Source organism: Bacillus sp. 7_6_55CFAA_CT2 (assembly GCF_000238655.1).
Taxonomy (GTDB): domain Bacteria; phylum Bacillota; class Bacilli; order Bacillales; family Bacillaceae_G; genus Bacillus_A; species Bacillus_A cereus.
In genome coordinates, this window is sequence record NZ_JH414708.1 from 918150 (window position 1) to 931265 (window position 13116).

The following is a 13116-nucleotide window of genomic DNA, read 5'->3' on the forward strand; positions in this document are numbered from 1 at the left end:
TCTATGTGCAAAGAAAAAGTTTTGTTATTAACAAGGGATTACAATTAGTTCCCGATTTGATTTTGTAATAACTTCATAGCCTTCTTTTGTAATGACGATATCGTCTTCAATTCTACAACCGCCCCAGTTCGGTATGTAAATGCCCGGCTCAACTGTAACAACCATACCTTCTTGTAAAGTTACCTTACTTTCTTGGGATAGGCGAAGCGGTTCATGTATTTCTAACCCAAGACCGTGCCCAGTAGAGTGGCCAAAGTATTGACCGTATCCATGTTCTGTAATGTAATCCCTCGTTATATCATCGATACTTTTCGCAGTTTCTCCAGGCTTAATCGCTTCAGTCCCACGTTTTAACGCTTCTCGTACAACATTGTATATTTTTTTGAATTCTTCCGATGGTTCCCCTATTGCTACAGTACGTGTTATATCGGAACAATATCCGTCGTAAAGTGCACCGAAGTCTAATGTAACGATATCCCCTCGTTCGATTATTTTATTTGATGCAACTCCATGGGGAAGTGAAGAACGAACGCCTGAGGCTACAATGATTTGGAATGAAGAAGATGTAGCCCCTTTTTTTCGCATGAAAAATTCTAATTCATCTCGTACAGCATTTTCACTTATTCCTGGTTTTAGAAACGTAAGAATGTGGTGAAATGCTTCGTCCGCGATATTAGCTGCAATTTTCATTGTTTCTATTTCAGGCGTGTCTTTAATGATACGAATATTTTCGATAATTTCGCACACTTGAATCATTTCCGCCTGTACGTATTTTTGCAAGTTTTTATATTGTTGCAATGTCATGTTGTTTTCTTCAATTCCAAGTTTTTGAATGTTTAATTTCGATACTTGATGTGCAATTTCTTTTTCTAAATTTCCTTTATGCATAATAATTTCAGCATCTTTTATTTGTGATTTCGCTTGATCTACATAGCGGAAATCAGTGATAAAAACAGCTTGATCGGCAGAGATTAAGACGACGCCAGCGCTACCTGTAAAGCCTGTTGCATATTGACGGTTTTCTTTCTTTGTAATAAGTAACCCGTCGATTCCGTAATTATGTAGTTGTTTTTGGATGTTAGTTATTCTTATATTCATTTTAATTCCTCCTTTTTATATTAATAAAGCAAGAATTGTGCCAATATATTTATTTAGAATAAAAGAGAAGAGGGTAGCTGTGTGTCAAAAAAACTAGACGGATGTAAAATAAATATATATATAATTTTTACAGTAAGTTTTTATGTGAATGAACAATAATGTAAACTTGCAAACAAAATCTTTTTAATTTAAATATTATATTTTTTGTATAAACAAATTAAAAGATTGTTATAATAAGGGATTGTTACGTTTTTTTGTAGGTAAAGAGATGTAACGAAAAAATTGAGTTAAGGAATGTGAATGTATGAAGAAATTAAGTAAAGTAATGTCATTTTGTTTGGCCGCTAGTATGCTTGTTATAACGGGGTGTGAAACAAGTGAAAACAAAGTTCAAGTGAATAAAATGATTGACCAGCTTGATGAAGCGCCAGAAGTGACAGAAAAAGAAGCAAAAAAGATTGTAAGAAAGAGTGTAGATGGAATAGCAAACGCGTTTAGTGAGATGGAAAAAGAAAATGGATGGAGCCGAAATAATCCTGGGGATTTAGAGACAGTTAAAAAAGGAGTTAAGGGATTAGTTTCAAAAAAGTTTGTAGAGAATCAGCTTCCTGAATTGCTTAATAACTTTAATAGATCGAGAGAGACTGATATGTTACCATTCCCAAATTATTTTCAATCTGAAATAAGATTTTCTTCTTCACAAGATAAAGAAAATTTAACGGTACATACATTAAGTTTAGAAGATGAAATAGGTCATGCGGCCCAAGAATGGGAATTTCATTTGGTGTATAAAGAAGGGGAATGGTTAATGGATAAATGGTCATTCGTTTTTCCTGAAGATTTAAAACTTACAAAAGAAGAAGCAAATAGAATTTTACAAATGCCAGACGATAAGAATGTGTCATTTGTAAGTGAAGAAAATAGTGGCGATAAGAAATATATATTCAAAGATAGTAACGGATTAATTACTGTAAATGCGAAAACATCTCTTATTTCATACAATGTAGATGAAAATAGGTATGAAAAAGTAACGAAAGAAAGAAATATTCAAGAAACAGAACAAGTACAGAGAAAGGATTCCAGTGCGTATACAGGCTCAAAAGACGAGAAACAATCGCAAAAAGAATCTTCTTCAAAGATAGATAGAGCAAATGTTTTAAGCGAATTAGCTGCTATAGATAAACAAGAAAAACATACGAATGCTATGTCAACCAATGATATAGTAAATGAAATAGAAGGAAATTATGAACTGTGGGATAATAAACTAAATGAAATTTACAGTACATTAAAAAGTACGATGTCAGCTGATGCGTTCCAGTCGTTAAAAACGAAACAAATTGCGTGGGTTAAAGAAAAAGAAAGTAAAGTTAAAGCAATTGGTACTGATACAAATAACGGAACGATGAGGCGTATCGAAGCCTCAGAAGAGAAATATAAGATGACAAAAGCAAGGTGTTATGAATTAGTAAATGGGTATATGAATTAGTGTGAACGAATATAAAAAATGTCGTTGTACTTATAGCACGCATTTTTTATTTACGCTTTTAATTTCATTACAATATCAGCATCTGGTGTTACATATACGGTTTGCTGATTGTCGTACGTAACAAAACCAAGTTTTGCACCACTCGGTTTTTTGACATGGCGTATTTTGGTGAAATCAACAGGTACAGAGCTAGACTCTTTCGCTTTACTGTAATAGGCAGCAATTTTGGCAGCTTCTAGTAAAGTTTCTTCAGCAGGTTCTAAAGAACGAATGACAACGTGAGAGCCAGGTATGTCTTTCGTATGTAACCAAATTTCATCACGGCGGGCAAACTTCGTTGTTAAATAATCATTTTGTTTATTGTTTTTACCAACGAAAATCTCTGTGCCATCACTTGCTACATATTTATCTAATACTGGTTTAGTAGGCTTTTTCTTTGCGTTTTTCGTTTTACGATTGCGCACATAACCTTCTTCAGCTAATTCCTCACGAATTTCTTCAATATCTTTTGAAGAAGCAGCTTCCATTTGTTGAAGTAAGCTATCAAAATAAAGAATTTCTTCATTTGTTTTTTCGATTTGTTCTTCTACAACAACAACTGAATTTTTTGCTTTTTGATACTTTTGGAAATAGCGTTGTGCATTTTCAGATGGTGTTTTTAAAGGATCTAATGTAATTTTTACAGTTCCACCATTCTCATCGTAATAATTAACGACCTCAATATCTTTATCGCCCTTTTTTAAAGCGTACATATTGGCTGTAAGTAGCTCTCCAAATAGTTGATATTTATCTGCTTTTCCAGCATCTTGCAGTGTTTTTTGGAGTTTAATGAGTTTTTTCTCGTTTTTATTTTTTTCGTTTTGCATAAAGCGTTCTAAATCATGAGCTTGTTGTTTTACACGATCACGTTCTGCTTTGCCAAAGAAGAAACGATCTAACAATTCGCTTACTGATGAGAATGTTTTTTCTTCTCCTTGCAAGTGTGTAAGAGGGAAAAGATAAAAGAATTCTTTTCCATTTGCAGTAATCATTGTAGGTGTATATGCATGAGATAGTAATGGTGTTTGTATAGAGAAAAATGCTTCTGATAATGCTTTCTCGTTTACCATACCGGCTTTCTTTACTATTTCTTTTGCAAATAATGGGGATATTCCCATGAAAGCACCGACGAGTTGTTTATCCATATTTCCAGATAGAAAGTCTAGCGGTCTAATAAAATCATCTGCGGTTTCAATTTGCAGAGGATTGATTTTATGTTGGGCTGGTGGCGCGACGTACTCAGCACCAGCATATACAGTTCGGTGACGGTTTACGGCTAATGAAACGTGTTTTAAGCTATCTAAAATCACGTTTGTTTTCGTATCTAATAAGATAATGTTACTATGTCGTCCCATTATTTCAATTACTAATGTTTTTAATGATTCGTCTCCGATTTCATTACGACTGCGAACAGTAATTTGAATAATGCGTTCTAAGTCGATTTGTTCAATTTTTTCAATAAATCCACCTTCTAAATGTTTGCGAAGAAGCATACAGAACATCGGCGGTATTGCTGGCGAATCGTAGTTTTGATTCGTTAAGTGCATACGCGCATATGTAGGATGAGATGAAAGAATTAGTTTTTGGTTCTTTCCATTCGCTCGAATATGTAATAAAATCTCGTATTTTGAAGGTTGATATATTTTGGAAATTCTTCCTGTGTAAAGAGAATTTTCAATTTCATGTGTAATCGCTCTTGTAAATAATCCATCGAATGCCATAAATGAACACTCCTTTCTAACTAAATGTTAATTATAGCATTTTTTTGGACGAGGCTGAATAAGCTTTCAATAGAGTATGTCTGGAATCAGGAGGTCGATAGCAGGATGAACTGGTATGGAATGCGAGCACATGAAGTGGAAGAAAGAACGAATACGAATGTAAAGGTTGGACTTACAGAGAAAGAAGCAGAAGGGCGAGTAAAGAAATTTGGTACTAATGAATTAGAAGAAGCAAAAAGGCCTTCTGCACTAATGGTATTTTTAGCACAGTTTAAAGATTTCATGGTACTCGTTTTGTTTGGAGCAACAATTGTTTCTGCGTTTTTAGGTGAATACATTGATTCTATTGCTATTGTTGCCATTGTTATTATCAATGGTATTCTCGGCTTTTTTCAAGAAAGAAAAGCTGAAAAATCATTGGAAGCTTTAAAGGAACTAGCCGCTCCGCAAGTTACTGTAATGCGGAATGGAAAGTGGGTAAAAGCACCATCTAAAGCACTTGTTTTAGGTGATATTATTAAGTTTTCCAGTGGTGATCGTATTGGGGCTGATGTGCGTCTTGTTGAGGCATCAAGTTTATATATTGAAGAGTCTGCTTTGACAGGGGAGTCCGTACCTGTACAAAAGAAGGTAGAAGCATTGCAAGGGCAAGATGTTGCAATTGGGGATCAAAAAAATATGGCTTTTATGGGGACAATGATTACGCGAGGATCTGGTACAGGAGTCGTTGTAGCAACTGGTATGAATACAGCGATGGGGCAAATTGCAAATATGTTGCAAAATGCAGAGCAAATGGAAACGCCACTGCAAAGAAGGTTAGAACAGCTCGGAAAAATATTAATTATTGTAGCTCTTATTTTGACAGCGCTCGTTGTATTGGCTGGTGTGTATCAAGGGAATGAAGTATATCATATGTTTTTAGCTGGCGTATCGCTAGCTGTTGCGGCTATTCCAGAAGGATTGCCAGCAATTGTTACAGTAGCTTTATCACTTGGTGTACAGCGTATGATAAAAAAGAGAGCAATTGTAAGGAAGTTACCGGCCGTAGAAACGTTAGGCTGCGCTTCTGTTATATGCTCTGATAAAACGGGAACAATGACGCAAAACAAAATGATGGTAACACATATGTGGTCAGGCGGAGAATTGTGGAAAGTGACAGGGCAAGGATATGAACCTAATGGCTCTTTTATGAAAGGTGAAAAAGAAGTGAATCCAGCTAAGACAAAATCACTTTATCAGCTACTTACATTTGGTTCACTATGTAACAATGCAAATATTATTCAAAAGAAAAAGGCGTACGTATTAGATGGAGATCCGACAGAGGGAGCGCTTGTAGCTGCAGCAATGAAAGCTGGGATAACACGTGAGGCATTAAAAGGGAAATTTGAAATTATTCGTGAATTCCCCTTTGATTCAACTCGAAAAATGATGAGTGTTATTGTACGAGATCGAGAGGGGAAAAAGTTTATTGTTACGAAAGGAGCACCGGATGTTCTTTTGCAACTGAGTCAAACAATCTTGTGGGGGGATAAGCAGCAGCCGTTAAGTGAGCTATATAGAAAAGAAGTACAGGCGGCTATTCATAGCTTAGGTAGTCAAGCGCTTCGAACAATTGCAGTTGCGTTTAAACCTTTAAAAGTCACGGATTCTATTGAACATGAAAGAGACGTTGAAAAAGATTTTATGTTGGTTGGAATACAAGGTATGATTGACCCGCCAAGGCCAGAAGTGGCGCAGGCGGTAAAAGAGTGTAAAGAAGCTGGTATTCGAACAGTAATGATTACAGGTGATCATAAAGTGACAGCAATGGCGATTGCTGAACAATTAGGAGTTTTACCACCAGATGGACGCGTTGTTGAAGGAGTAGAACTCGCGAATATGGATGTGGAGGAATTAGAAAATGTTGTAGAAGATACGTATGTATTCGCTCGTGTATCACCTGAGCATAAATTGAAAATTGTTAAGGCACTGCAAAATCAAGGACATATAGTAGCGATGACAGGTGATGGAGTGAACGATGCTCCAGCGATAAAAACAGCGGATATTGGGATAGCGATGGGAATTACAGGGACAGATGTTGCGAAAGAAGCCTCTTCACTTGTTTTACTAGACGATAATTTTGCTACAATTAAATCAGCAATTAAAGAAGGAAGAAATATATATGAGAACATACGTAAGTTCATTCGCTACTTATTGGCGTCAAATGTTGGAGAAATTTTAGTTATGTTATTTGCGATGTTACTTGCATTACCACTGCCGATGGTTCCTATTCAAATTTTATGGGTGAACTTAGTTACTGATGGTTTACCAGCGATGGCATTAGGTTTGGATAAGGCTGAAGGAGATGTGATGAAGAGAACACCGCGTCACCCGAAAGAAGGGGTATTCGCTAGAGGGCTTGCGTGGAAAATAATAAGTCGAGGGTTTTTAATTGGAGCAGTGACGTTAGTGGCGTTTATTATTGCGTATAACCAACATCCAAATGAACTGAAATATGCACAAACTGTAGCGTTCGCGACGTTGGTACTTGCCCAGCTTATTCATGTATTTGATTGTCGTAGTGAGCATTCTGTCTTTCACCGTAATCCATTTGGGAACGTGTATTTAGTAGGGGCGGTTATTATTTCGTTACTACTCATGCTAGTGGTTATATATTATCCACCGTTACAACCAATCTTTAGCACAATGCCGATACAAGCAAGGGATTGGTTATTAATTGGAGGTTTATCATCAATTCCGACTTTCTTACTAGTAGGTTCTTTATTAACAGGGAAAAAGACTAAGAAGAAAAAGCCGATATTATATAAGAAGGGATTAAACTTGAAATAGTCAATGTTATGAAAATGTGATATAATTTACAGAAGGTAGTAGAGCCTTGTCTCTATTACCTTTTTCATTGAGTTATTTTATGGCTTGGATGTGATAAAAATGATTTCTAGTATGACAGGGTTTGGAAGATCGAAAGTAGAAAGTGATACTTTTCAAATTACAGTAGAAATGAAATCGGTGAACCACCGTTTTTTAGAGATGAGTATTCGACTTCCTAAGCAAATGATGGTATTTGAGGACAAAATTCGTAAAATAATTGCACAGCAAGTTCGACGTGGACGCATTGAAGTGTCTATTAGTATAGCGGGTGAAGGACTTGTTGAAAGAAAATTAAGTGTGAATTGGTCACTTCTTGAGCAGTACCAATCGATGATGGAAGATATAAAAGGGAAATTTCAATTACAAGATTCTATTACACTTCAGCAATTAATGGCAATGCCAGAAGTAACAGCAATTGAAGAAATAGAAAATGTAAATGAACATTTTGAGAACAGTTTATATGAGGCTGTTCGTCAAGCTGCTCATATGTTGAAAACGATGAGAGATGGCGAAGGAGAACGATTACATAAAGATATAGCGTATCGTTTACAAGAGATTAGCAATTGTGTAAATGCAATTATTCCACATGCACCAATTGTTACACAAAAATATCGTGAACGATTAGAAAATCGCTTAAAAGAATTACATAATCAAGATCTAGATGAACAAAGATTGCTAACAGAAGTCGCAATCTTTGCAGAGCGTTGTGATATTCATGAAGAGTTAGTTCGTTTGCAAAGTCATTTAGAGCAATTTCGTGAAACATTGCAGATTGAAGAGCCTGTTGGAAGGAAAATGGATTTCATCGTGCAAGAGATGCATAGAGAAATTAATACGATTGGTTCTAAGGCAAATGACTTAACAATTTCAAAATATGTTGTAGAAATGAAAAATAACCTTGAAAAAATTCGTGAACAAGTACAAAATATTGAGTAGCTTTCAAAAAATATATAAAGTTATACGTGGTGGAGAAATCGGATAGACTTACTAGGAGGCGCAAACTATGGCCATGCGGTTTTTAAATATTGGATACGGAAATATTGTATCTGCTCATCGAATTATTGCTATTGTAAGTCCGGAGTCAGCTCCTATTAAACGAACAGTACAGGAAGCACGCGAACATAATGCTTTGCTTGATGCTACGTATGGGAGAAAAACAAGGGCGGTTATTGTTATGGATGATGGGCATGTTGTATTAAGTCCAATTCAACCAGAGACGATTGCACATCGTTTGAATAATAAAGAAGATTTAAGTGAGGAAGGGTAGGTTTTACATATTTATGAGAAGTAGAAGAGGATTGCTCATCGTTCTTTCAGGGCCTTCTGGGGTTGGAAAAGGGACGGTTCGTAAAGAGCTGTTTAGCCATGAGGATACACGTTTTCAGTACTCTATTTCAGTAACGACACGTAAGCCGCGTGAAGGTGAAGTAGATGGTGTGGATTATTTCTTTAAAGAAAGAGAAGAATTCGAGGAAATGATTCGTAATGAAAAATTACTTGAGTGGGCTGAGTTCGTAGGTAATTATTACGGAACACCGATTGACTATGTTGAAAAAACATTACAAGAAGGAAAAGATGTATTCTTAGAAATTGAAGTGCAAGGAGCAATTCAAGTTAAGAAAGCTTTCCCAGAAGGTGTATTTATTTTCTTAGCACCTCCAAGTTTATCTGAACTAAAAAGCCGTATTGTCGGACGTGGTACAGAGACTGAAGATGTTATTGAAAATCGTTTAACTGTAGCGAAAGAAGAAATCGAGATGATGGACGCTTACGACTATGTAGTAGAAAACGATCAAGTTGAATTAGCTTGTGATAGAATTAAAGCAATTGTGGTTGGCGAACATTGCCGCCGCGAAAGGGTAGCAAAATATTATAAAGAAATGACGGAGGGTCTATAATTATGTTAAATCCATCAATTGACTCATTACTACAAAAAATCGATTCTAAGTACACATTAGTAACAGTAGCTGCAAAACGCGCGCGTGAAATGCAACTTGCTAATAACTGTGTTGTAGAAAAACCTGTTTCTCATAAATGTGTAGGTAAAGCATTAGAAGAAATCGATGCAGAAGCATTAAGCTACGTACCAAGTGAAGATAAAGTAGCTGAATAAGCCTTTGCCTTCGACAAAATAAAACATAGACTTTATAATTTTCTATGTAACGGTAACAACCTATTTACAAGTAGGTTGTTATTTTTTTACGAAAGGAATGAAATATTGGTACTGACGAGCTGAGAATTCTATTTCAGTATTATAAGTTTGAAAAAGAAAGAGGACGAGTCATATGCTAAAAGGGAAAAAGATACTTCTATGTGTAACAGGAGGCATTGCGGTTTTTAAAGCAGCTGCGTTAACGAGTAAATTGACACAATCTGGCGCGATTGTAAAAGTAATGATGAGTGAGTCGGCAATGAAGTTTGTTACGCCTCTTACATTCCAAGCGCTTTCTCGCCATGATGTATATACGGATACATTTGATGAGAAAGACTCAGCTGTTATTGCTCATATTGATTTAGCAGATTGGGCGGATGTTGTACTTGTCGCACCTGCTACTGCCAATTGTATTGGAAAGTTAGCTGGTGGTATTGCAGATGATATGATTACAACTACTTTGTTAGCTACTACAGCTCCGGTATGGATTGCGCCTGCTATGAATGTGCATATGTATGAAAATAAAATAGTTCAAAAAAATATGATGACATTGAAAACGCTAGGATATACATTTATTGAGCCTGGGGAAGGCTTTTTAGCATGTGGATATGTGGCGAAGGGACGACTAGAAGAACCTGAAGCAATTATTGCACGGTTAGAGGAAGCTTTCTCAGAACACAAACCATTGCAGGGAAAAAGAATATTAATAACTGCTGGCCCAACACGTGAAAAGGTTGATCCAGTTCGTTTTATGACAAATTTTTCTTCTGGAAAAATGGGGTATGCGATTGCGGAAGTGGCAGCGAATTTAGGCGCTGATGTTATACTCGTTTCAGGACCGACAGCATTAAATCCACCGTTACATGTAACGACAGTGCAAGTGGAATCTGCACAAGATATGTTAGAAGCGGTTCTTCAACATTATCAAAACGTAGACGTTGTCATTAAAACAGCAGCAGTTGCAGATTATCGTCCGAAATATGTTCATGAGAATAAAATGAAAAAGCAAAATGGTGATGCTGTCATTGAACTTGAAAGAACGGTGGATATTTTAAAAACGTTAGGTCAGAAAAAGGATAAACAGTTACTTATCGGTTTTGCTGCTGAAACGACAAATGTAGAGGAATATGCAACGAAAAAACTACGTGAGAAAAATGCAGATATGATTGTCGCGAATGATGTAAAAGCGCAAGGAGCTGGATTTGGCACGGATACGAATATTGTAACAATGTATAGAAAAGATGGAAAAGTTATTGAGTTGCCACTTTTAATGAAAAAAGAGGTAGCTCGTGAAATATTGAAGCAAATTGAAATGATGTTAGAAGATGATCGTTTATGAAATTTGCAAGTGTAATTGTTGATGTACCTGCCCGTCAGACAGATCGACCATTTGATTACATTATCCCTAAAAAATGGGAAGATATTGTACAGACAGGAATGCGTGTAGTAGTTCCGTTTGGCCCAAGAAAATTGCAAGGTTTTATTATTGGGATTAAAGATTCGGTGGATGTAGAAAGTAAGAAGTTAAAGACAATCCATGAAATATTAGATGTAACACCGGTTTTAAATGATGAATTATTAAAGCTTGGATATTGGCTTACAAGTGAAACGTTATGCTACATGATTTCAGCTTTTCAAGTGATGCTTCCAACTGCGATAAAAGCAACGTATAAAAAACGTCTACAACTTTGTAAACAGGAAGAAATAGCACCTGAGATACTATATTTATTTCAGGATAAAGAAGCAATTGATTTTGAAGTAATCGAGCAACAGCCACATTTATACCGAACTATTCAACAAGAAATTAAAAATGGTACGGTTGAAGTCGTTTATCAAGTGAAAGATAAAGTACAAAAGAAGAAGCAAAGAGTGGTTCAGCCGGAGTTGCCAGAAGATAAATTGGAATTAGCGGCATTTGAACTGAAAAGTAAAAAACAACAAGATGTACTTTATTATTTTGTGGAAAATTATAAAAGTGCACCGTTGAAAGTAATTACAGAAGAGTTACAAATAACAGATGCTCCAATAAAAGCACTTGTTAAAAAGGGATTCATTTCAGAAAAGTATGTGGAAGTATACCGAACTCCGTATGACGATGATGATTTTGAACAAACAAAACCATTTCCGCTTACGGAGGAACAAAAACAAGTTATTACACCGATTTTATCATCAATTACAAATGAAACTTATAATCCATTTTTACTATATGGTGTTACAGGAAGTGGAAAGACAGAAGTATATTTACAATCTATAGCAGCAGTGCTCAAGAAAGGAAAAGAAGCTATCGTTCTTGTTCCTGAAATTGCACTAACGCCCCAAATGGTGGATCGTTTTAAAGGTAGGTTTGGCTCACAAGTTGCAGTTCTTCATAGTGCGTTGTCTGTTGGAGAAAAGTATGACGAGTGGCGTAAGATTTTAAGAAAAGAAGTGAAAGTTGTAGTTGGTGCGCGTTCAGCTGTTTTTGCGCCTTTTGAGAATTTAGGGATTATTATTATTGATGAAGAGCATGAATCAAGTTACAAACAAGAAGATAATCCGAGGTATCATGCAAGAGATGTAGCTGTCTGGAGAGGACAATATCATAAATGTCCTATCGTTCTTGGTAGTGCGACACCAACACTTGAATCGTTTGCAAGGGCGAAAAAAGGTGTTTATGAACTATTAACAATGGAAAAACGTATGAATGAACAAGCTTTACCAACGGTAGAGATTGTTGACATGCGAGAAGAACTTCGTGACGGGAATCGATCAATGTTTTCTAAGGCGCTGCATGAAAAAATAGCAGATCGATTAGAAAAGAAAGAACAAATGGTACTCTTTTTAAATAGAAGAGGTCATTCTACATTTGTTATGTGCCGTGATTGTGGGTATGTTGTTCAATGTCCGCATTGTGATATTTCATTGACATATCATAAAATGAATCATCGTTTAAAATGTCATTATTGTAGTTACGAAGAGAATATGCCAACTGAGTGTCCAGCTTGTCAAAGTACATACATTCGTTTCTTTGGTACAGGTACACAAAAGGTAGAAGAAGAAATTACAAAACTATTTCCAGAGGCACGAGTCATTCGAATGGATGTAGATACGACAAGTCGAAAAGGAATGCATGAAAAATTATTAAAGGCGTTCGGGGAAGAAAAAGCAGATATATTACTCGGAACACAAATGATTGCTAAAGGATTAGATTTTCCGAAAGTAACGCTCGTTGGGGTTTTAACTGCAGATACGATGCTGCACTTACCTGATTTTCGGGCGAGTGAAAAGACATATCAGCTATTGAAGCAAGTAAGTGGACGAGCGGGTAGACATGAATTGCCAGGGGAAGTTGTGATTCAAACGTATACGCCAGAACATTACAGTATAGAGTTAGCGAAGAACCAACAATATGATGTGTTTTTTGACCAAGAAATGCAAATGAGACGAACAAGACAATATCCCCCATATTACTATGTTGTACTCGTAACGGTATCTCATCCTGAATTATTAAAAGCGGTACAAGTGACGGAAAAAATTGCCTCGTATTTACGAACGCATTGCTCACAGCAAACAATGGTGCTAGGACCAGTTGCTTCAGCGATTCCAAGGATAAAAGATAGATATCGTTATCAATGCATGATAAAATACAAACGGGAACCAAACTTAAAGAACGTGCTCAAAATGGTAAATGAACATTATCAAGCAGAAATGCAAAAAGAGCTACAAATCTCAATTGATTTTAATCCAACAATGTTAATGTAGCGGAGGGAAAT

10 protein-coding genes are annotated in these 13116 nt (G+C 36.2%); 8 read left to right on the plus strand and 2 right to left on the minus strand.

Annotated features, from left to right (window positions below):
* Nucleotides 1–27: 27 nt before the first annotated feature.
* The gene (locus tag HMPREF1014_RS05080; RefSeq protein WP_001026208.1) at nt 28–1098 is read right to left on the minus strand and encodes a M24 family metallopeptidase; all 1071 of its coding nucleotides are present in this window, start codon (nt 1096–1098) and stop codon (nt 28–30) included.
* Nucleotides 1099–1402: 304 nt separating this feature from the next.
* Here HMPREF1014_RS05080 and HMPREF1014_RS05085 point away from each other — a divergent pair, with 304 nt between their 5' ends.
* Complete coding sequence (locus HMPREF1014_RS05085) at nt 1403–2584, plus strand: lysozyme inhibitor LprI family protein (RefSeq protein WP_000736527.1); 1182 nt, start codon at nt 1403–1405, stop codon at nt 2582–2584.
* A gap of 50 nt (nt 2585–2634) precedes the next feature.
* Here the strand turns inward: HMPREF1014_RS05085 and HMPREF1014_RS05090 are convergent, their stop codons facing one another.
* Entirely contained in the window at nt 2635–4344 is a 1710-nt protein-coding gene (locus HMPREF1014_RS05090) for an Rqc2 family fibronectin-binding protein (protein ID WP_000863278.1), read from the minus strand.
* A gap of 105 nt (nt 4345–4449) precedes the next feature.
* Between HMPREF1014_RS05090 and HMPREF1014_RS05095 the strand changes: the two genes are divergently transcribed.
* From HMPREF1014_RS05095 to priA, 7 genes are all read left to right on the plus strand, one after another.
* Nucleotides 4450–7173, plus strand: a complete 2724-nt coding sequence (locus HMPREF1014_RS05095; RefSeq protein WP_001104777.1) for a calcium-translocating P-type ATPase, SERCA-type — start codon at nt 4450–4452, stop codon at nt 7171–7173.
* A gap of 99 nt (nt 7174–7272) precedes the next feature.
* Nucleotides 7273–8148 carry a YicC/YloC family endoribonuclease gene (locus HMPREF1014_RS05100; protein ID WP_000625869.1) on the plus strand — a complete coding sequence of 292 codons (876 nt, stop codon included), beginning with the start codon at nt 7273–7275 and terminating at the stop codon, nt 8146–8148.
* 67 nt (nt 8149–8215) lie between these two features.
* A complete protein-coding gene (remA, locus tag HMPREF1014_RS05105; protein ID WP_001251456.1) occupies nt 8216–8479 on the plus strand; it encodes an extracellular matrix/biofilm regulator RemA in 264 nt (87 codons plus the stop codon).
* A 13-nt stretch (nt 8480–8492) separates the two neighbouring features.
* On the plus strand, nt 8493–9110 hold the full coding sequence (gene gmk, locus HMPREF1014_RS05110) for a guanylate kinase (RefSeq protein ID WP_001257741.1): 618 nt from the start codon (nt 8493–8495) through the stop codon (nt 9108–9110).
* Between the two features lie 2 nt (nt 9111–9112).
* Nucleotides 9113–9325, plus strand: a complete 213-nt coding sequence (rpoZ, locus tag HMPREF1014_RS05115; RefSeq protein WP_000933960.1) for a DNA-directed RNA polymerase subunit omega — start codon at nt 9113–9115, stop codon at nt 9323–9325.
* A 172-nt stretch (nt 9326–9497) separates the two neighbouring features.
* A complete protein-coding gene (gene coaBC, locus HMPREF1014_RS05120) occupies nt 9498–10703 on the plus strand; it encodes a bifunctional phosphopantothenoylcysteine decarboxylase/phosphopantothenate--cysteine ligase CoaBC (protein WP_000911750.1) in 1206 nt (401 codons plus the stop codon).
* Nucleotides 10700–13105 (plus strand): primosomal protein N', encoded by a 2406-nt coding sequence (gene priA / locus HMPREF1014_RS05125; RefSeq protein WP_000666717.1) that lies wholly within the window; start codon nt 10700–10702, stop codon nt 13103–13105. The genes coaBC and priA overlap by 4 nt, the downstream gene beginning before the upstream one ends.
* Nucleotides 13106–13116 lie beyond the last annotated feature (11 nt).